This is a genomic window from Streptomyces sp. TLI_171, assembly GCF_003610255.1.
Taxonomy (GTDB): domain Bacteria; phylum Actinomycetota; class Actinomycetes; order Streptomycetales; family Streptomycetaceae; genus Kitasatospora.
The window spans coordinates 2271622-2291455 of the sequence record NZ_RAPS01000001.1; the positions used below are offsets into that span (position 1 = coordinate 2271622).

The following is a 19834-nucleotide window of genomic DNA, read 5'->3' on the forward strand; positions in this document are numbered from 1 at the left end:
GGCGGTCCCCCGGGTCCGCCGCCGGCCGTACCCGGCGAGGATGGCCCGATGCCCAGAGTCCTGATCGCGGACGACCACGTCCTCGTACGCGCCGGGCTGGGGGCGCTGCTGCGGGCCGCCCCCGGGCTGGAGGTGGTGGGCGAGGCCTGCGACGGGGAGGACGCCGTCGCGCAGGCCGCGGCGACCGGCCCGGACGTGGTGCTGATGGACATCCGGATGCCCGGCACCGACGGCATCCGGGCCACCGAGCGGATCCTGGCGCTGCCGTCCGTCCGGCCGCCCCGGGTCGTCGTGCTCACCACCTTCGACCTCGACGAGTACGTCTACGGCGCGCTGCGGGCGGGCGCCAGCGGCTTCCTGCTGAAGGAGACCCCGCCGGAGCGGCTGATCGCGGCGATCCACACGGTGGCGGCCGGCGACATGCTGTTCGCGCCGTCCGTCACCCGCCGGCTGGTGGAGGCGTACCTGCCGGCGCCGCGCCCGGAGCGCGAGGACCCGGCGGCCTGGCCGACCGTCACCAACCGGGAGCGGGAGGTGCTGCGGCAGGTCGCCCGCGGGCTGTCCAACGCCGAGATCGCCGCCGGCCTGTTCCTCAGCGAGGCGACCGTGAAGACCCATCTCAACCGGGCGATGGCCAAGTTGGGGCTCTCCAGCCGGGCCCAGGCGGTGGTGTTCGGCTACGAGAGCGGTCTGGTCGTCCCCGGGCGCGGCGACACCCCCGGGTAGCGGCCTCCAGCAGTTCGGTCGCCACGCCGCGTCCTCCCCCGTTGTCGCCCCCGTGCGGGCGCGGCGTGGCGACCGCTGCCGGGCCGACTCGCCGTCAGGCCGGCGCGACGGCTGCGCAACGAACCTAGGCCGCCGCCCGCCCCGCGCTCGACCCGCACCGGGTTGAGCCGCGCTACCCCGCCGGGTGGACGGCCCGGCCCCGGGTCATCCCGCCGCGGTAGCCGGGCGGGCCCCGGGCCGGTCAGCTTCCGGTGCGGGCGGTGACCAGGCCGGATTCGTAGGCGGCGATGACCGCCTGGGCGCGGTCGCGGACGTCGAGCTTGCCGAACAGGCTGGTGATGTGGTTCTTCACCGTGGAGGTGCTGATGTCCATGGCGGCGGCGATGCCGGTGTTGTCCAGGCCGGTGGCCATCAGCCGCCACAGCTCCACCTCGCGGGGCGTGAGGTCGGCGCGGGCCGCGGCGGCGGGCGCGGGCGGCGCTCCGTGCGGGGCCCGGACGTAGGCGGAGATCAGGCGGGTGAGCAGGCGCGGGGCGACCACCGCCTCGCCCGAGTGGACGGTGCGGACGGCCACGGCGAGGTCCTCCGGCGAGACGTCCTTGGGGAGGAAGCCGCAGGCCCCGGCGCGCAGCGCGGCGACCACGTACTCGTCGAGGTCGAAGGTGCTGAGCGCGAGGACCCGGCAGGCGGGCAGGGTGCGGGTCAGCTGCTCGGTCGCGCCGACGCCGTCCAGGACGGGCATCCGGATGTCCATCACCACCACGTCGGGGCGCAGCCGGTGGGCGAGTTCGACGGCCTGCGCACCGTCGGCGGCCTCGCCGACCACCTCGAACGAAGGGTCAGGGGAGAGGATCAGCGACAGGCCGCGGCGGACCAGCGGCTGGTCGTCGACGATCAGGAGGCGGATCGCGCTCACCGGGCCGCCGCCGGCTGTGCGGGCTCCGACCCGGTGGCGGTGAGCGGGAGTTCGGCGAGCACGGTGAACCCGCCGCCCGGCCGCGGCCCGGTGCTCAGGGCGCCGCCGTGGACGGCGACCCGTTCGCGCATGCCGATCAGTCCGTGCCCGCCGGACGGCGCCGCGGCCGCCCGGGGCCGGGCGCCCGCGCCGTCGTCGGTCACCTCGACGGTGAGCGCGTCCTGACGGTAGGTCAGGGCGACCGAGGCGCGGGCGGCGGGGCCGCCGTGCTTGCGGGCGTTGGTGAGGGCCTCCTGGACGATCCGGTAGACGGTCAGGCCGAGCGTCGGGGGCAGCGGACGCGGGGACCCGGCCACGTCGAGATCGGTGGGCAGTCCGGCCCGGACGGAGTCGGCCACCAGCAGGCCCAGGTCGTCCGCGCCGGGTTGGGGCGCGGGCGGGGCGGTGTCCGGTTCGTCGCCGGCCCGCAGGACGTCCAGCAGTTGGCGCATCTCGCGCAGCGCGAGCCGGCCGGAGGACTCCAGGGTGACCAGGGCGTCCCGGACCACCTCCGGGTCGGCGAGGTTGGCGCGGGCGCCGCCCGCCATCAGCTGCATGGTGGTGATGTGGTGGGCCACGATGTCGTGCAACTCCCGTGCGATGCGGCGGCGTTCCTCGGCCACCGCGCGGTCGGCGAGCAGGCTGCGGTTGGCCGCCACCTCGCGCTGCCAGCGGGCGAAGGCGAGCCCGGCGCCGGCCACCAGCAGGGCGGAGAACGGGGTGGAGAGCCCGGCCTGCCAGGACGGCGTCCGGAAGTGGCTCTGGCACAGCACCGTGGTGACCGAGGTCGCCAGCGCCGCCCCGGCGGTCACCGCGGGGCCGTTCACCCGGGCCACCGAGTAGAGGGCGACCACCAGCACCGCGCCGAAGTGCGGGGTGCCGGAGCCGCGGAGGTCGGCGGCGCCCTGCAGCGCCAGGACCGCGGCCAGCGCCCGCAGCGGGGCGCGGCGGCGGGCCAGCAGCGGCAGTGCGGAGAGCACCAGGAACAGGAACCCGGGCACGCCGGCGGCCGGGCCCTCGGCCATCTCCTCCAGCAGCAGGTAGCCGATGGCGTCCAGCAGGCCCGCGCCGACGGCGACCAGCGCGTCCGCGTGCGTCCACAGCGCGCGGGGCGGGCCGGGATCGGCGGCCGTCGCCGCCCCGCCGTGGTGCTGCCCGTCCATGTCCGTCCCCCCGGTTCCGTCGGCCGGCACCCGGTCCGACCTGCTGCGACGGCTCCATTCTGGCACCGGCCCGCCGGGCCCGGCGTGGTCCCCGCGGGCGAGTGGGGGCGGCGGACCAGGAGCACGCTCCCAGGCCGGGGTCCGCGGGAGGAGCCGGGACCCCGGTGCGGATCGTCCGCTGCCCCGACGCCCGGGCGGGTCTCCGGCTGATGGTCTGTCACCGGGGCGGGAACCCCCGTCCGCCGACCGACCACCACCGCCTGGGAGGGCACCCACCGTGATCCGCGCACTGACCGGACTCGCCGTCAGACACGCCTGGAAGGTCATCGCCGTGTGGGCGGTGCTGGGCATGGCGCTGGCCGGGCTGAGCCCGCTGCTGTTCGCCCGCGTCACCCAGTCCGGGACGGCGGACTTCCTGCCGGCCGGCTACGACTCGGCCGCCGCACTGCGGATCGCCGAGCAGCACTTCGGGGTGCGGTCCGACGCCACCACCGTCACCGTGCTGGTCGCCCGGACGGACGGCGCGCCGCTGACCGACGCCGACCGGCAGCGGATCGCGGCCGGGGCGGCGGAGCTCGGCGGGCGCCGGGTCGTGATGCCGCGCAAGAAGGACGAGCCGGCGTTCCTGCTCCCCGACCGCTCGCAGACGCCCCGGGTCGCGGCGGTGGCCAGCGCGCCCGACGGCAGCTTCGAGCTGCTCGGCGTCGAACTGGCCGGCAACGCCGCCGAGGAGGGCGTGCAGGACGTGTACCGGGCGTTCCGCGACTCGGCCCGCGCGGAGTTCGCCGAGTCCGGTCTGCGCACCGGGTTCACCGGCGGCCTGGCGGAGGCCGCGGACACCGCGGACGCGCACCGGACCGCCACCACCGTCGGCGGCATCCTGGTCGTCGCGCTGATCGTGCTGCTCAACGTGCTGGTGTTCCGCAGCGTGCTGGCGGCCGCGCTGCCGCTGCTGGCGGTGACCCTGATCGGCGGTGCGGCGAGCGGCGCCGTGGCGGGCGCGGCCGCGCTCACCGGGCTGGACCTGGACGCCTCCACGCCGAGCCTGATCTCCGTGGTGCTGCTCGGCATCGGCATCGACTACCTGCTGTTCCTGCTGTTCCGGTTCCGCGAGCACCTGCGGGCGCGGCCCGAGCAGCCCGCCCGGCAGGCCGCCGCCGAGGTGTCGGCCCGGGTCGGCGGCGCGATCGCCTCGGCCGCGCTGACCATCGTCGCGGCCTTCGCGACCCTGGGCGTGGCGAGCTTCGGGCAGTTCCGCTCGCTGGGCCCGGCGATCGCCGTCGCCGTGCTGGTGATGCTGGCCGGCAGCCTGACCCTGATGCCGGCGCTGCTCGCGGTCTGCGGCCGGCGGATGTTCTGGCCGTCCCGCGCGCTGCGCCGCCCGCCGCGGGAGGGCGTGGCGGCCCGCTGGGGCGCGCTGGTCACCCGCCGGCCGGCGGCCGTGCTGGCGGCCTCGGTGGTGCTGCTCGGCGCGCTGGCCGCGGGGGCGGCGGGCATCCGGATGGACTACGGGCTCGGCGGCGACTCCTCGACGCCCTCGGCCGCCACCGCCGTGGAGATCGCGCGGGCGCTGCCCGCGGGCGTGTCCGATCCGATCTCGGTGTACGTCACCGCGAAGGACGGCGCCGCGGTCGACCCCGGCCGGCTGGACGGCCTGGCCCGGGCGCTGGCCGGGGTGGACGGCGTCGGGCAGGTCGCGCCGGCCGTGCCGAGCGCCGACGGCCGGGCGGCGCGGATCGACCTGTACCCGAGCGCCGACCCGCAGAGCGAGCGGGTCCGCGAGCTGGCCGCCGGACCGGTCCGCGCGGCGGCCGCCGCGCACGCCCCGCCCGGCACGCTGGCCCGGGTCGGCGGCAGTGCGGCGGTGTTCGCCGACATCTCGGCCGCGGTCGACCACGACCTGGCGGTGGTGTTCCCGGTCGCGGCCGCGCTGATCGCGCTGATCCTGCTGCTGCTCCTGCGCAGCCTGCTCGCCCCGGCGGTGCTGCTGCTGGCGGTCGGCCTCGGCTTCGCCGCCACCCTGGGCGCCGCCACCCTGGTGTTCCAGCACCTGCTGGACGGCCCGGGCGTCGCCTTCACGCTGCCGCTGGTGCTGTTCCTGTTCGTGGTGGCGCTGGGCACCGACTACAACATCCTGATCACCGACCGGATCCGTGAGGAGATGCGGCGCCCCGGCCCGCCCCGCGCGGCCGTGGCCCGGGCCGTCCGCCACACCGCCCCGGCCGTCGCCACCGCGGGCCTGGTGCTGGCCGGGTCCTTCGCCTCGCTGGCCGCCTCCCCGGGCAGCGAGCAGATCTCCTTCGCGCTGACGCTGGGCATCCTGCTCTCCGCCCTGGTCCTGTCGCTGGCCCTGGTGCCCGCTCTCGCCACGCTGCTCGGCCGCACCCTCTGGTGGCCGCTCCGCCCGGGGCCCGCGCCCGTTCCGGTGGCGCCGACCCCGGAGCGCCACCCGGTGTCCTGACGGCGGGTCGGCCCGGTCGGGCGCCGGTCGGCGGGTGGGTCGAGCGGCGCTCGAACGGGCGGTGGGACGATGTGACGGTCGCAGGGGCGGAGTCCGGAGGGGGCCACGGTGCCGTACGAGTTGACCGGACGGCTGGTGGTCGGGATCGCGTCCAGCGCGCTGTTCGACCTGGCCGAGTCGGACCGGGTGTTCCGGGAGGACGGCGAGGAGGCCTACCGGGCCTACCAGGAACGGAACCTGGACGTCACCTTCGCGCCCGGGACGGCGTTCCCGTTCGTCAAGCGGCTGCTGTCGCTGAACGACCTGGGCGAGTCGCACGACCCGCTGGTCGAGGTGATCGTGCTGTCGCGCAACGACCCGGACACCGGGCTGCGGGTGATGCGGTCGATCCGGGCGCACAAGCTGCCGATCACCCGGGCGATCTTCAAGCAGGGGCGGGCCCCGTACGAGTACATCCCGGCGCTGAACATGTCGCTGTTCCTGTCGGCGAACGAGGGCGACGTCCGGGAGGCGGTGGCCGCCGGGCTGCCGGCCGGGCGGGTGCTGGGGCCGGTGCGGCCGGACGACGAGGACGACCCGGACCTGCGGATCGCGTTCGACTTCGACGGGGTGCTGGCCAGCGACGCCTCCGAGCAGGTGTACCAGCGCGAGGGCATCGAGAAGTTCCGCGACCACGAGGTGGCGCATGCCGACGTGCCGCACGACGCGGGCCCGCTGAAGGAGTTCCTCGCCGGGGTCAACCGGATCCAGCGGCGCGAGGAGGAGGAGCGTCGGAAGAACCCGGGCTACCGCCTGCGGGTGCACGTCTCGATCGTCACGGCCCGCAACTCCCCCGCCGAGGAGCGGGCGGTGCGCAGCCTCAAGCGCTGGGGAGTGCGGGTCAACGACGCGTTCTTCCTGGGCGGCATCGACAAGGGCACGATCATGGCGGTGCTGCGCCCGCACATCTTCTTCGACGACCAGCAGGTGCACCTGGACAGCACGGCGCGCACCACGCCGAGCGTGCACATCCCGATCGGTCAGATCAACGAGGTTCCGCCGCCGGGGAGCTGAGGCCGGACGGGCCGCAAATCGGTTGGCGCGCCAGCTCGCCTTGGATACCTTGGCTTCTACCTAGGACCCCTAGGCACGGACCGAGGAGGACCCATGAAGGCGCTGACCGACCCGGAGATCCGCGCATCGTTCGTCAACTGCACCAAGGGCGAGGCCGGCCGCGCCGCGCTCCCCCGCGAGCTCGCCGAACTCACCTGGGAGGAACTGGACTTCCTCGGCTGGCGGGATCCGGGCGCACCAGACCGCGGCTACCTGGTGGCCGAGCACGGGGGCCGGCCGGTGGGGGTCGCGCTGCGCCTCGCCCAGCGCGGCCCGGGCGCCCGGCACGGTTCGATGTGCTCGATCTGCCTGACCACCCACCCCGCGTCGGGCGTCGCGCTGATGACGGCCCGTCGGGCGGGCCGGCCCACCGCCGGGGCGTACGCCTCGGCCGGCGAGTACTTCTGCGCCGACCTGGCCTGCTCGCTGTACGTGCGCGGGCGCAGGCGGGCCCCGGCGGGCGGGGTGCGGATGAAGGAGAGCCTGAGCACCGAGGAGAAGGTCGCCCGGGTCCGGGCCAACCTGGCGGTGTTCCTGGACCGGGTACTGGGGCCCGAGGGGTGAGCCGACGGGCGCTCAGACGGTGCGCGGCCAGGTCTCCAGCAGCTGGTGCAGGCCGGCGACGATGCGCTGCCAGGACTCGGCGGCGGGGCGCGGATGGTTGAAGCCGCCGGCCGCCTCGATGGTGGCGAAGCCGTGGAAGGTGGCGCGCAGCAGCCGGGCGGCGTCGGTCAGGTCGGGCTCGTCGAGGCGGTAGTGGCGCATCACCGCGTAGGTGAGTTCGACGCTCCGGGCGAACACCTCGGTGTCGGTGAAGTCGGCCGGGTCGAGCGGCAGTTGGGTGGCGGCGTAGCGGCCGGGGTGGCTGGTCGCGTAGTGCCGGTAGGCGTCGGCGAAGGCGGCCAGCGCCTCGGCGCCGGAGCGGCCGGCGACGGCGGCGGCGATGGCCCGGTTCAGCTCGTCGGCGGCGAGCAGCGCGACCCGGGTGCGGATCTCCCGCAGGCTCTTGACGTGCGAGTAGAGGCTGGCGTCCTTCACCCCGAAGCGGCGGGCCAGCGCGGAGGCGGTGACCTTCTCGATGCCGACCTCGTCGGCGAGTTCGGCCGCGGCCCGGGCGATCCGGTCGGCCGTCAAACCAGCGTGCGCAGCCATGGTCCCTGTTCCGTGCGGTGGCCTGTCGGGCAGGCCGCCAGTTTATCCGGGCGAGGTTTCTCGAATCGGTGTGCGACCTTTTGCCGTGACGAGGCGTCAGTAAGGGCGGGCCGCAAGGGCGAACCCCACCGGGAAGATCATCCGATACTTCTCAAATGGTAATGTTCATGGCAAAACGGGGGCGTGGGTGACGCACGCGCCCCGGCCGTCGCGCACCCTGGAGTCCTCCTTGCCCGGACGTCTGTACCGCCGCAGCCTGCCGCTCGCGGCCGCGGTCCTCGCCGCCTCCCTGCTCGCCGGGTCGGCCCAGGCCGACGACCCGGCCCCGGCCGACGCCGCACTGACCGCCGACCTCGACGTGCTGCTCTCCGACGCCCGGCTGGCCAACGCCCAGGCCGGCGTCGAGGTGCTGGACGCCACCACCGGGCAGGTGCTGTACGCCCGCGAGCCGCAGGCGCTGCTCACCCCGGCGTCCACCCTGAAGACGGTGACCTCGACGGCGGCGCTCGACCTGCTCGGCGCGGACTACCGCTTCACCACCGAGGTCCGCACCGCGGGCACCACCTACGGCGGGACCCTGGTCGGCGACCTGGTGCTGCGCGGCGGCGGCGACCCCAGCCTGCTGGCCCAGGACCTCGACGACCTGGCCGCGAAGGTCGCCGCGTCCGGCGTCACCACCGTCACCGGGCGGGTGCTCGCGGACGGCACCCGCTACGACTCGACGCCGCTCGGCGCCGGCTGGGCCTGGGACGACGAGGCGTACTCGTACAGCCCGCAGATCTCCGGGCTGACCGTCGCCAACGACCCCGAGTACCTGATGGACACCGTGCAGGTGACGGTCACTCCGGGCGCGGCCGGCGAGCAGGCCAAGGTGGCGCTGGTGCCCGCCGAGGCCCCGATGACCTTCAGCGGCAAGGTCACCACCGGCGCGGCCGGCAGCGGCTCGGCCGTCGGCGTGGACCGCCGCCGCGGCAGCAACGAGGTGCTGCTGTCCGGCAGCATCGCGGCGGGCGCCGCGCCCGTGACCTCCTGGCTGACCGTCGAGGACCCGAACACGTACGCGGGCAAGGTGTTCGCGGGCGCACTCGCCCGGCACGGCGTGCGGGTGGTGCGCGGGGTGCAGGCCGCGAGCGGCACGGAGACCTCGCAGCCGCTGCTCTCGCACCAGTCGCAGACCCTGGCCGAGCTGATCGTCCCGATGCTCAAGGTCAGCAACAACGGCATCGCCGAGCACCTGACCAAGGAGATCGGCAAGGTGAAGGGCGGCCGCGGCGACTGGGCCACCGGCGTCGCCCAGATCCGCGCCTTCCTGAAGACCAACGGCCTGGAGACCCCGGCCGCCCGCCAGGTCGACGGCTCCGGCCTGTCCCGCTACGACCTGATCACCCCGGCGAAGATGGCGGGCCTGCTCAAGCTCGCCCAGAACAAGCCGTGGTTCGACGCCTGGTACAACGCCCTGCCGGTGGCGGGCAACCCGCAGCGGATGGTCGGCGGCACCCTGGCCGCCCGGATGACCGGCACCAAGGCCGCGAACAACGTGCACGCCAAGTCCGGTTCGATGGGCGGCGTCGACAACCTGATCGGCTACGCCACCGCGCCCGACGGCCGCAAGCTGGTCTTCGCCGTGATGGTGAACAACTTCTACGGCGCCAGCCCGCGCCCGGTGATCGACGCGATAGCCGTCCGCCTGGCCACCGGCCCGGCCGCCACCGCGACCCCGAGCCCGGCCGTCGCCCCGCAGTCGAAGGCCAAGTCGGCGGCCGCGCCGGCCGCCGCGCCCGCCGGGGGCGGCGCCGAGTACACCGGCACCCGCTGGGAGGACTGCGAGGCCGTCAGCCACTGCTGACACCCCGTCCGGCCCGGGGCCCCGTCGCACACCCGCGGCGGGGCCCTCCGCCGTCTCCGGGGGCTCCGGGATGCCATCGAGCCGTAACAATCAAACGCTTGATTGATGGCGGGGTGCGCGCCTACGCTCCCGGCCATGACCCAGCCCCCTTCGCCGGCCGACGCGAGCCGGGAGCGGATCGTCGCGGCCGCCACCGCGCTGTTCGCCGAGCACGGCTACGACGGCACCACCACCCGGACGATCGCCGGCGCCGCCGGGCTGAACGTCGCCACCGTCGCCTACCACGTGGGCGGCAAGGCCGACCTGTACCGCGAGGTGATGCGGCGCGCCCACGAGGCCGAGCAGGCCGCCGTGGGCGCGGCGCTGGCCGAGTTCGCCCGCGAGGCGCCGGCCGACCCGGCGGCCGCGGCCGCCGCCTTCGCCGACCGGTACCTGGACTTCTGCCTGGCCCAGCCGCACGTCCCCGCGCTGTGGATGCGGCGCTGGCTGTCGGACGCCGCCGAGTTCGCCGGCCTGGAGGAGCAGTACACCCGGCCGCTGCTGGAGTCGGTGCGCGACGCGCTGACCGCCGCGCTGGCCGAACTGACACCGGATCGAGCCGAGTTGGCCCTGTGGACGGTGCTGTGGACCACCCACGGCTTCTGCCGCTCGATGATCCGGGCGCAGGTCCCCCGCTTCCGCGCCCACCTGCGCGCCCTGGTGCTGCGCGAACTCGGCCTGGACGGCGCGCCGTGACGGCCGCACCGCTGAGCCGGCGTCAGCTCGCCGGGTACGCGCTCGGCTCGGTCGGCACCGGCATCCACTCGACCGTCCCCGGCCTGCTGCTGCTGTACTTCATGACCGACGCGCTGGGCGTCCCCGCCGGGGTCGCCGGACTGGTGGTCGCCCTCCCCAAGGCCTGGGACGCCCTGTTCAACCCGACCGTCGGCGCGGCCAGCGACCGCGAGGCGCTGCGCACCGGCCGCCGCACCCGCATCCTGCTGGCCGGCGCCCTCGCCCTGCCCGTCGCGTTCGCCGCGATGTTCCTCTCCCCGCTGACCGGCACCGGCGCGGCGATCTGGGTGGCCGTCACCTTCGTGCTCGCCTCCAGCGCCTTCGCGCTGTTCCAGGTCCCGTACGTGGCGCTGCCCGCCGAGATGTCGGAACGGCCCGGGGAGCGCACCCGGATCATGGTGTGGCGGATCGTCTGCCTCACCCTCGGCATCCTGGTCGCGGGCGGCCTCGCCCCCGCCGTCGTCGCGCTGGCCGGCGACGGCCGCCGCGGCTACGCCGTGATGGGCCTGGTGATCGCCGCCCTGCTGGCGGCAACCCTGCTGATACCCGTGCTGGGCGCCCGCAAGATCCCCGCCCGGCCCGGCCCCGAACCGCTCGGCCTGCGGGCCGCGCTGCGCACCGCCCGCGGCAACCGGGCCTTCTTCGCGCTGCTCGGCGCGTTCGTGCTGCAGGCCGCCGCGGTGGCGATCATGCTGGCCGCCGCGCCGTACACCGCCACCTACTGGCTCGGCGGCTACGGCCTGACCTCGGTGCTGTTCGTCTGCCTGGTCGCCCCCAGCGCGATCGCCGTCCCGCTGTGGGGCCGGGCCGCCGCCCGCTGGGGCCGGCTGCGCTGCCTGACCGCCGCCACCGCCCTGTTCGCGCTGGCCGCCGCCGCGCTCTGGCCCGCCGCCGGCGACGGCGCCGCGCACGTCGCCGCGACCCTGGCCCTGTGCGCCCTGCTCGGCACCGCCTACGCGGCCCTGCAGGTGCTGCCGCTCTCGCTGCTGCCCGACACCGTGCACGCCGACGCTGCCCGCACCGGCCGCCTGCAGTCCGGGGCGTTCACCGGCCTGTGGACGGCCGGCGAGACCGCCGGGCTGGCCGCCGGACCCGGACTGTTCTCGCTCGCCCTGGCCGCCGCCGGGTTCGTCGCCTCCACCACCGACCGTCCCGTGGCGCAGACCGCCACCGCCCGGGCCGGCGTGCTGCTCGGCTTCAGCCTCGTCCCGGCGCTGCTGATGCTGGCCTCGCTGCCCGCCCTGCACGCCTACGGCCGCCGCCGCGCCGCCGCCACCGCCACCGCCGTCGACCCGCTGGTTGGAGAACTCTCATGACCGACCGTCACCCCGCCCTGCCGGACGCCGGCCGCACCGCCGACGAGCTGCTCGCCGAGCTGCGCGCCCTCACCGCCGGCGACCTCCCCACCCGCGGCGGCCGCACCACCGCCTACACCTACGACGCCGGCCGGCCCGAGGTCCGGGAGGCCGCCGAACGCGCCTACCTCGCCATGCTGGACGTCAACGGCCTCGACCCGACGGCCTTCCCCAGCATCGTCGCGCTGGAGCGCCGGGTGGTCGGCGCGGTCGCCGAACGGCTCGGCGGCGACCACGCCACCCCCGGAATCTTCACCAGCGGCGGCACCGAGTCCGTCCTGCTCGCGGTCAAGGCCGCGCGGGACGCCCGGCCCGGGATCGCCGAACCGGAGATCGTCGTCCCGGCGACCGCGCACGCCGCCTTCTTCAAGGCCGGCAGCTACCTGAAGGTCAAGGTGGTGACGGTGCCGGTCGACCCCCGGACCTTCCGGGCGGCGCCCGCCGCGATGGCCGCCGCCTGCACCGAACGCACCGTGCTGGTGGTCGCCTCCGCCCCCTCCTACGCGCACGGCGTGGTCGACCCGGTCACCGAGATCGCCGCCGACGCCGCGGCCCGCGGCATACCGTGCCACGTCGACGCCTGCGTGGGCGGCTGGCTGCTGCCCTGGCTCGCCGAGGCCGGAGCCACGGTCCCCCCGTTCGACCTGGCCGTGCCCGGCGTCACCTCGCTCTCCTGCGACCTGCACAAGTTCGGGTACGCCCCCAAGGGCGCGTCCGTGCTGCTCTTCCGCGACCGGCCGATGCGGCTCGCCGCGTACTTCGCCTGCGCCCAGTGGCCCGGCTACCCCGTCGTCAACTCCACCGTGCAGAGCAGCAAGGGCGCCGGTCCGCTGGCCGGCGCGTGGGCCACCCTGCAGGCCCTCGGGGCGGACGGCTACCGCGAGTTGGGGCGCTCGGCGCTCGCCGCGACCCGCCGCCTGATCGCCGGGGTGGCCGGGATCGACGGCCTGCGGGTGCTCGGCGCCCCGGACGCCACCCTGGTCGCGCTCGGCGCGGCCGACCCGGAACTCGACCTCTGGGAACTCGCCGACGAATCCCGCGCCCGCGGCTTCTTCCTGCAACCCCAGCTGAGCGTGGACGGCCTCCCCGCCAGCCTCCACGTGACCCTCACCGGCGTCAGCGAGCACGGCGTCGACGCGTTGCTGGCCGCCCTCCGCGACAGCGTCGCCGCCGTCCGGGACCGCGGGCCGGTCGCCCCGCCCACCGAGATCCTCGCGCTGCTCGACCAGTTGGACTTCAGCCTGCTCGACGACGCCGCCTTCGCCGCCCTGCTCCCCGCCGCCGGGCTCGACCTCTCTCCCACCGCCACCCCGCGGATGGCCGGCGTCAACCGCCTCCTCGACGGCCTCCCGCCGCACCGCCGCAACCAGCTCGCCACCCGCTTCCTGTCCGCGCTCTACAGCCCCCATCTGGAGGGCAACTGACGCAGCGCCGGTGACCGATCGGACCGGGAACGGGCGGCAGCGGGTTCACCGGCGGTCGGGCGGGAGGAGGGTGGCCAGGCCGTCGGCGATGCGGTGGAGGCCGAAGTCGAAGCGGGTGGCCATGTCCGGGTCGGTGAGGTCTTCGGCGAGGGCCACCAGGTTGGGGTAGCTGGCGGGCGGGAGGGCGCGGAAGGTGTCGCCCGCCGCGCGGGCGGCTTCGCCGCGGGTCGCGCCGGCGGCCTCGGTGGCGGACAGCGGTGACTGCTCCTGCAGGACGAAGCCCTGGACGTACGCGGAGAGCAGGTACGCGGCCATCGCGGCGTCCGGGTCGGAGAAGCCGGCGGAGCGCAGGCGGTCGAGCTGGTCCTCCAGGATCGCGAGGATGTGCGGGCCGGTGGTGAGCCGGCCGGCGGCGATCTTGGCGGCGTCCCGCCTGGCGAGCAGCAACTCCCGGTAGCGGCGGCCGTATTCGAGGTACTGGGCGCGCCAGTCGCCCTCCCGGGGCGGGAGTTCGGCGTCGGCGACGAGCGCGTCGTTGAGCAGGTCGAGCAGTTCTTCCTTGTTGCGGACGTGCCAGTACAGCGAGGCGGCCTTCACCCCGACCTCAGCGGCGACCTTGCGCATGGAGAGTCCGGCGAGGCCGTCGCGCTCCAGCACGCGGAGCGCGGCGGCGGCGAGGGCCGGCCTGGTCAGGGCGGGTGTCGGCTCAACCATGGTGCTCCTGTCGCGGGCGCGGCGGTGGTGCCGCTCTGCGGACGTCGATTTTCGCGCGCTTGCAATCTAACACCGTTAGGGACATCCTGAGTGCGCAGTCGGGGCCCCTAACACCGTTAGGGGCCTACTCGGTACGCCCGGAGGGGGAACGGTGGAAGGCCCGAACGACACCCGCCACGACAGCGGCGGTCACAAGTGGCAGGCGCTCGCCACGCTCTGCGTCACGATGTTCATGGCGATGCTGGACAACGTCATCGTGAACATCGCGCTGCCCCGGATCGGCCGCGACCTGGACGCGGGCATCAGCGGACTCCAGTGGGTGGCCGAGGGCTACAGCCTGGTCTACGCCGCCCTGCTGCTCACCGGCGGCAGCCTCGGCGACCGGTACGGCCGGACCCGGATGTTCCGGTTCGGGCTGGCCCTGTTCACCGCCGGCTCGGCCGCCGCCGCGCTGGCCGACGGCATCGGCCTGCTGGTCGCCGCCAGGATGCTGCAGGGCGTCGGCGCGGCGCTGCTCACCCCGGGCAGCCTGGCGATCCTGCGGCACGTGTTCACCGACGACAAGGAGCGGGCCCGGGCGATCGGCCTCTGGTCGGGGGTGTCCGCGCTCGGCCTGTCCATCGGTCCGGTGATCGGCGGCCCGATGGTGGACGCGTTCGGCTGGGCCAGCGTGTTCTGGATCAACGTCCCGGTCGGGCTGGCCGGGCTGCTGCTCGCCTTCCGGGTGCTCCCGGCGATCGCGCCGCGCGAACGCCGGATCGACCTGGCGGGGCTGGCGCTGTCCGCCGCCGGACTCGGCGCGCTGGTATACGGGCTGATCGAGGGCCCGGGCCGCGGCTGGACCTCCCTGCCGGTGCTGGGCTGCGGAGCCGCCGCGGCCGTCCTGCTGACCGTCTTCGTCCTGGTCGAACTGCGGCTCGCGGAACCGATGCTGGAGCTGCGGCTGTTCCGCGACCGGGTGCTGGCGGGGGCGCTGCTGAGCGGGCTGATGGTCAGCTTCGGGATGTTCGGGGCGCTCTTCTTCCTGCCGCTGATGCTGCAGGGCGTGATGCGCTGGGCGCCGACCGACGCCGGGTACGCGGGACTGCCGATGACGGCCGTGATCATGCTGGCAGCGCCGCTCTCGGGCCGGCTGACGGGCCGTCACGGACCGCGCCCTCCGCTGGTCGCGGGCATCGCACTGTGCGCGGCCGGCCTCGGCGGCCTCTCCCTCTACTCGGGGCACGCGCACTACTGGTCGTACGCCTGGACACTGGTCCTGCTCGGCTTCGGTCTGGGCCTGACCTTCACCCCGGTCTCCATCGCCGTCCTGCAGCGCGTCGCCCCCGCGCAGACCGGGATGGCCTCCGCCACCGTCAACACCCTGCGCGAACTCGGCGGCGTCCTCGGCATCGCCGTCCTCGGCGCCGTCCTCACCGACCGCCTCACCACCGCCCTCACCGCGGCCCTCCCCGCCGCGGCCGTCCCCGGCGCCGTCGCCGCCCTCACCGGCCACCCCTCGGGCCCCGCCGGGGCCCCCGCCCCGCCCGCGGTCGACGCCGCCTTCGTCGACGCCCTGCACCTCGCCCTCCGCACCGGCTCCCTCGCCCTCGCCCTGACCGCCGCCCTGGTCGCCGCCCTGCTCCGCCGGCCGGCCCGTACCGAGGCACCGGCCCAGGAGCCCGCGCTGGCCGGGACGGCCTGATGGTCCATCACTTCCGGCCGGTGCCGAACAGGTAGACCGCGCGGTAGTCCCCGTTCTTCGACGGGTCGTTGCCCTCCTGGAGGATCAGGCCGACCGGTCCGGCCTGCCGCAGCGGGCTGTCCATCGCGGCGCCCTTGGCGGTCTCGAAGGCACTGTGCAGGCGCGGCAACATGCCCTGCACCCAGTCCGCAGAGGCGGTCGGATCGGCACCCGGGTAGTCGAGTCGAGCGCAGTCCGCGAGGAACTCGGCGTCCTTGGGCGCACTGACGGTCGCCGTGCAGCCGGCCAGCTCGAGATCGCCGCCCTCGGTCCAGGTCGCGCTGATGCTGAGGACGGAGCCGTCAGCGGTACGGCGGCCGGTCTGGTGCCAGACCGTGGGCCGGCCGGGGAAGTCGACCTTCGCCCGTGCTTCCATCGTCACGCCCCAGGCGGTGGCGAGCCGTTGCAGGTACGCCTCCCCGCTGTACCCGGCCTTGACCACCACGGCCACCGGGCCCTGCACGCTGGATGCGGGCGCCGGCTCGGTGGGCCAGTCCGACGGGTTGAACGGTTTCGCGGCCGCCGAGCCGGACGGCGCGGGTTCCGGGGCAGCCGCCGACTCGCCGACCGGCCCCTCCCCCGGGAGCAGGGAGGCGCCACCGCTCGGAACGTCGTGGTGGGACGAGGCCGAGCACCCTGCCAGAACGGCAAGGAGCGCGACGGCCGGAACGGAACGCCGTACGGCACCGGCAAGACTCATGCTGTGCTCCCGTGATCGTGATCGCGAGGGTCCCGGGAGGCGGTCGGCGGCTCCCCGGCCCAGGGCCGCCCGGGTCGGCCCGACGGCCGACCCGGGCGAGGTGATGGTATGTCAGTACTTCCAGCAGGCAGCGGTCGTGGACTTGGCCGTCACCGGCACGAAGGCGATCGCGTCGAAGGCGATGTCCTCGTTGGTGGTGTAGTTGGGCTCTGACACGTTGTCGGCCTGAATGCTGGCGCCGGCCCACATCTGCACCGTACCCATGTCCCACCAGGTGTTGGCACCGTTGTTGTGGGTCTGGGCGAGGCGGCAGGTGCGGGTGGGCTCCCCGGCGGAGTTGGCACCCGGGTTGACGGTGTACGGGACGATGCCCTGGGCGCCGTGGTCGGGCAGGTGGATGTAGATGTTGAAGCGCTGTCCCGGCTCGTTCGACTTCGGCAGTAGATCCGGATCGATCGCCCAGGTCGCGGTCACCTTGTGGAACAGGTTGCTGTTGGCGTCCGAGTAGCCGTGGGTGAACCAGAAGTGGCCGTCGTAGCCGCCGCCGATCTGGTGCACGTCGATCGTCGAGATGTCGCCGGTCGCCCGGACACTGCCGTCCTCACGGGTGTGCACGACGTTGTCGCCGAGTCGCAGCGTGAACTTGCCCTTCGGGGGGAGGCGGCTCTCCTCGCAGCCGAACACGTTGCGGTCGGGATTGGGCAGGTCGTCGATGACGATGGTGCTGAGGGTGCCCGGTGCCGTGTTGCAGGGCGGCTTCGGGTACTTGCGGTTCAGCGGCGGTTCCCCGCTGCCCAGCGCGAAGGCAAGGTTCTCGGTGGACGCCGTGGTGTCGGTGTCGGTGAACCAGCTGACCGGGCCGTGCCACCAGCAGGAGCTGTTCTCGGACGGGCACGGGTCCGGGGTCTGGTTGGGCGTGCACGCGTTGTCGGAGCTGCAGAACAGGAAGCGGTTGGTGCTCAGGTTCAGCACGGTGCTCTGCAGCGGCGCCATCGGGAAGTACGGCTTCACGTAGGACGGGGCCGCGTTGTACGTCAGCTGCGGGGTCTCCGCCCAGCCCAGCACCTTCTCCTGGTAGGTCCAGTTGCCGGGCGTCCGCGCGTCGTCGTAGGTGGCGCGCAGGAAGGGCTTGCGGTCGGCCGGGTAGCGGGGGTTGGCCGGGTTGTTGAACCAGCCGACGCCGACGTGGCCGCCGTTGAGCGAGGAGTCGGTGTACACGCCGCTGTTGTAGCCCCACAGCGCCATGTACCAGTTCTCGATGTGGTTCGAGGCGCCGCTGTTGACGTTCATGTTGAGCGACTTCAGCTGGTTCCACGTCTGGGACAGGATCTGGGTGCCGGCCGCGATGTTCGCCGCGTAGTCGGTGGCGATGGCGTACGCCTCGGGCGACGAGTAGGTGAAGCCGCCGCTGGACGACGACATGCCCGCGGTGACCTGGGCGATGCCGTAGCCGCAGTCGCCGCCGCCGTTGACCGGGTACGCATGGATGTTGTCGCTGTTGCCGAAGTAGTCACCCAGCGTGGGGTTTCCGGCGTCGCCGGGCATGGCGTGCCAGGACGCCTGCTTCAGGTTCGACTCCTGCGCCACGATGCCCAGCATCACCTGCGCCGGGATGGTGCCGCCACCGGTCAGCGCAACCCGCGGGAACATGCCCTGGGGGGTGTAGGCCGCCTGCCCGGTGGCCAGGTAGTCGGCCGGGCGGGAGACGGTCAACTGGCCGTGCACGGCCTGGTCGACGGCCCACTCGACCATGTTGGTGCTCGGCTGCAGAGCCTGCGCGTCGACGGCGTTGCGCGGCACGATGCAGTTCGAGTAGTGGGTGTTGGGGTTGGGGTCCTCGAGCTGTACGCCGTTGGCCCGCAGGAAGTCGCGTTCCTTGGTGCCGTCGACCAGCGGCTCCTGGTCGTCGTTGACCGTGGTGGTCGTCGCGGTGGTCGCCGCCGCCAGTTGGGTGGTCCCGGTGGCGCCGGTGGCGGTGGCCAGGGCGGTGACCTCGATCCGGCCGGCGCCGGAGTCGTCGGTGACCGGACCGACCTTCGAGAGCACGCCCTTGAGTTGGGTCGAGGTCGCGGCAGTGGTCAGCAGCCGACCCGACCGGGAGGCACCGACGGGCTTGACCGGGGCAACGGCCTTCGCCAGGCCCGGGGCTCCCGCGGTGTCGATGCCGTCGACCGCGCCCGCGACCAGGTCTCGGCCGTCCGCCTGCGAGAACAGACCGAGAGATCCGAGCGGGGCGGTTCCGAGCTTCTTCATCGCCTTGCCGTCCCAGCGGTGAACGACGTCCTTGTCGTCCTGCACCAGGGCGAGGTCGATCGCGCCGCCGGACGACTGCGCCAGCCCGAAGACCTGGCCCGGCAGGGCGGCCAGCGTGGTCGGGCGCTCCCTGCCGTTCAGCTTCACCAGGTGCCCGTTCAGGACACCCAGGTCCTTGCCGTCGGCAGCGGGCAGCGGGTTGGTGAACTGGCCGTCCACCGTGGTGGTGCGGAGCACCTTGCCGCTGGCGGCGGCCACGTCGTAGACGGTGGTGTCGCCCTTGCCGTTGTCGCCGATGCCGCTGCGGGTGAACACCACGTCGTCGGTGCTGCCGCACCCCGGCGAGAAGTAGGCCAGTTCGACCCCGGTGACGGCCTTGGTCACCTGGCCGGTGGCCAGGTCCACCACGGCGCCGAAGGCGTCCTTGCCCATCATGGCGGGCTTGTTGGTGACCATCGACGGCGCGTAGACCGCGGCCGCGTACCGCCCGGAGCCGGTGGTGCACACGTACCCGGTCCACAGGCCGATGCCGCTGAGCGCGTCCTCGCCGAGCAGCGCCACCTCCTTGTACGCGAACGCCGAGGACTCGTCGGCCCGGAGGATGTGGAAGCCCGCGGTGTCGCCGGTGCCGATCACCGACACGTCCGAGCCGTTGCGCCAGTTTCGGCCGAGGCTGTCGTCGGGCTTGGCGAACAGTTGGCCCGGTGCCCGGTCCGGGGCCGGTGCCGCCGCCGCGACGAAGCCGGTGGTCGGCAGCAGACCCGCGGCGAGCGCGGCGACCGCGGCCCAGGCATAGGTGGACGGCCGCCTGCCGGTCGACCTGTTCCGCTTCACGTGGAATTCCCCTCCCCTTTTTTCACCGTTCAGTGCCATTGGGTGCACTGCCCCGCGTGCGTGCTCGCGCCACCCGTGTCCGGGAGCGGATCGAAATTGCTTCCGAAATCCGTGTAGCAGGCCTTCACGGAATTCAGCGAGCTCACCATCGGCGTGGCCGCACCAACATTCTCCCAGGTGACGAAGGAATTCTTGACCTGCTCGACGCCACCGAGCTGCGGAACGTAGAAAACGCCGCCGTAGATCGGGCTGGTGATCGAGGTGGGATCAACCTGGACGTGAGTCCAGTAGGACTCGCAGAGTGAGGAGTAGACGAGCTTCAGATCGATCGACGTGGAGAACGTCTTCTCCTCGATGACAATGGCGTTGGTTGCGCAGTTCGTCCCCACCGGGGACTTGCCGTCGCAGTCCGACTGCCAGCAGTACCCCTCCTCCGCTGCGGCCGGCAGTGCCGTCGCCACCAGTCCCGCAGGTGCCGCCAGGGCGAACAGGACGGCAGCGACCGCCCTCCACCTCGCCGCCGGCCGCGGAGCCCGCGGCCCCCGTCGTGCCATCGGATATCGCACGTGCATCCTCCCCAACATCGGTCACCCTGTCGAAATGCGGACCCGGGCCGCCGGAACAGGGATCAACAGAGGCACGGAGAGCCAGATGCTCCCGAA

General features: G+C 74.2%; 16 protein-coding genes. 9 read left to right on the top strand and 7 right to left on the bottom strand.

Going from position 1 to position 19834, the window contains the following annotated elements:
* The first annotated feature begins 48 nt into the window (after positions 1-48).
* Positions 49-726, top strand: coding sequence for a response regulator transcription factor (locus BX266_RS10330; RefSeq protein WP_099898686.1), 678 nt, complete (start codon positions 49-51; stop codon positions 724-726).
* Between the two features lie 241 nt (positions 727-967).
* On the opposite strand, the gene BX266_RS10335 is transcribed toward BX266_RS10330, so the two are convergent.
* Together BX266_RS10335 and BX266_RS10340 are read right to left on the bottom strand one after the other, a co-directional pair.
* Positions 968-1642 carry a response regulator transcription factor gene (locus BX266_RS10335; protein WP_099898688.1) on the bottom strand — a complete coding sequence of 225 codons (675 nt, stop codon included), beginning with the start codon at positions 1640-1642 and terminating at the stop codon, positions 968-970.
* Entirely contained in the window at positions 1639-2844 is a 1206-nt protein-coding gene (locus BX266_RS10340) for a sensor histidine kinase (protein WP_099898690.1), read from the bottom strand. Before BX266_RS10340 ends, BX266_RS10335 begins: the two co-directional genes overlap by 4 nt.
* A 277-nt stretch (positions 2845-3121) precedes the next feature.
* On the opposite strand from BX266_RS10340, the gene BX266_RS10345 reads away from it, so the two are divergent.
* From BX266_RS10345 to BX266_RS10355, 3 genes are all read left to right on the top strand, one after another.
* Positions 3122-5305 (top strand): MMPL family transporter, encoded by a 2184-nt coding sequence (locus tag BX266_RS10345; RefSeq protein WP_099898692.1) that lies wholly within the window; start codon positions 3122-3124, stop codon positions 5303-5305.
* Between the two features lie 108 nt (positions 5306-5413).
* Entirely contained in the window at positions 5414-6358 is a 945-nt protein-coding gene (locus BX266_RS10350; protein ID WP_099898694.1) for a 5'-nucleotidase, read from the top strand.
* Positions 6359-6451: 93 nt separating this feature from the next.
* Positions 6452-6961: an FBP domain-containing protein gene (locus tag BX266_RS10355; protein ID WP_099898696.1), complete on the top strand. Its 510-nt coding sequence runs from the start codon at positions 6452-6454 to the stop codon at positions 6959-6961.
* Between the two features lie 12 nt (positions 6962-6973).
* On the opposite strand, the gene BX266_RS10360 is transcribed toward BX266_RS10355, so the two are convergent.
* A complete protein-coding gene (locus BX266_RS10360) occupies positions 6974-7549 on the bottom strand; it encodes a TetR/AcrR family transcriptional regulator (RefSeq protein WP_099898698.1) in 576 nt (191 codons plus the stop codon).
* Between the two features lie 229 nt (positions 7550-7778).
* Here BX266_RS10360 and dacB point away from each other — a divergent pair, with 229 nt between their 5' ends.
* The 4 genes from dacB to BX266_RS10380 all read left to right on the top strand — a co-directional run bounded on the left by dacB (position 7779) and on the right by BX266_RS10380 (position 12948).
* On the top strand, positions 7779-9395 hold the full coding sequence (dacB, locus tag BX266_RS10365) for a D-alanyl-D-alanine carboxypeptidase/D-alanyl-D-alanine-endopeptidase (protein ID WP_180290440.1): 1617 nt from the start codon (positions 7779-7781) through the stop codon (positions 9393-9395).
* 135 nt (positions 9396-9530) lie between these two features.
* Positions 9531-10130, top strand: coding sequence for a TetR/AcrR family transcriptional regulator (locus BX266_RS10370; protein ID WP_099898703.1), 600 nt, complete (start codon positions 9531-9533; stop codon positions 10128-10130).
* On the top strand, positions 10127-11485 hold the full coding sequence (locus tag BX266_RS10375) for an MFS transporter (RefSeq protein ID WP_099898705.1): 1359 nt from the start codon (positions 10127-10129) through the stop codon (positions 11483-11485). The genes BX266_RS10370 and BX266_RS10375 overlap by 4 nt, the downstream gene beginning before the upstream one ends.
* Entirely contained in the window at positions 11482-12948 is a 1467-nt protein-coding gene (locus BX266_RS10380; protein WP_099898707.1) for an aminotransferase class V-fold PLP-dependent enzyme, read from the top strand. Before BX266_RS10375 ends, BX266_RS10380 begins: the two co-directional genes overlap by 4 nt.
* Before the next feature lie 45 nt (positions 12949-12993).
* Here the strand turns inward: BX266_RS10380 and BX266_RS10385 are convergent, their stop codons facing one another.
* Positions 12994-13662 carry a TetR/AcrR family transcriptional regulator gene (locus tag BX266_RS10385; RefSeq protein WP_099898709.1) on the bottom strand — a complete coding sequence of 223 codons (669 nt, stop codon included), beginning with the start codon at positions 13660-13662 and terminating at the stop codon, positions 12994-12996.
* Positions 13663-13813: 151 nt separating this feature from the next.
* On the opposite strand from BX266_RS10385, the gene BX266_RS10390 reads away from it, so the two are divergent.
* Positions 13814-15346, top strand: a complete 1533-nt coding sequence (locus tag BX266_RS10390) for an MFS transporter (RefSeq protein WP_259464636.1) — start codon at positions 13814-13816, stop codon at positions 15344-15346.
* Positions 15347-15353: 7 nt separating this feature from the next.
* Here BX266_RS10390 and BX266_RS10395 read toward each other — a convergent pair whose 3' ends face one another.
* From BX266_RS10395 to BX266_RS10405, 3 genes are all read right to left on the bottom strand, one after another.
* A complete protein-coding gene (locus BX266_RS10395; protein ID WP_183096872.1) occupies positions 15354-16085 on the bottom strand; it encodes a hypothetical protein in 732 nt (243 codons plus the stop codon).
* A 111-nt stretch (positions 16086-16196) separates the two neighbouring features.
* On the bottom strand, positions 16197-19172 hold the full coding sequence (locus BX266_RS10400) for a hypothetical protein (RefSeq protein WP_099898713.1): 2976 nt from the start codon (positions 19170-19172) through the stop codon (positions 16197-16199).
* Between the two features lie 29 nt (positions 19173-19201).
* Positions 19202-19633: a DUF2690 domain-containing protein gene (locus tag BX266_RS10405; RefSeq protein WP_180290441.1), complete on the bottom strand. Its 432-nt coding sequence runs from the start codon at positions 19631-19633 to the stop codon at positions 19202-19204.
* Positions 19634-19834: the final 201 nt, after the last annotated feature.

What these genes read in the sequence shown, in the direction of transcription:
- BX266_RS10330 (WP_099898686.1), top strand. Translation starts at nt 49, where the DNA reads ATGCCCAGAGTCCTGATCGCGGACGACCACGTCCTCGTACGCGCCGGG.
- BX266_RS10340 (WP_099898690.1), bottom strand. Translation starts at nt 2,844, where the DNA reads ATGGACGGGCAGCACCACGGCGGGGCGGCGACGGCCGCCGATCCCGGC.
- BX266_RS10395 (WP_183096872.1), bottom strand. Translation starts at nt 16,085, where the DNA reads ATGAGTCTTGCCGGTGCCGTACGGCGTTCCGTTCCGGCCGTCGCGCTC.
- BX266_RS10360 (WP_099898698.1), bottom strand. Translation starts at nt 7,549, where the DNA reads ATGGCTGCGCACGCTGGTTTGACGGCCGACCGGATCGCCCGGGCCGCG.
- BX266_RS10370 (WP_099898703.1), top strand. Translation starts at nt 9,531, where the DNA reads ATGACCCAGCCCCCTTCGCCGGCCGACGCGAGCCGGGAGCGGATCGTC.
- BX266_RS10380 (WP_099898707.1), top strand. Translation starts at nt 11,482, where the DNA reads ATGACCGACCGTCACCCCGCCCTGCCGGACGCCGGCCGCACCGCCGAC.
- BX266_RS10355 (WP_099898696.1), top strand. Translation starts at nt 6,452, where the DNA reads ATGAAGGCGCTGACCGACCCGGAGATCCGCGCATCGTTCGTCAACTGC.
- BX266_RS10385 (WP_099898709.1), bottom strand. Translation starts at nt 13,662, where the DNA reads ATGGTTGAGCCGACACCCGCCCTGACCAGGCCGGCCCTCGCCGCCGCC.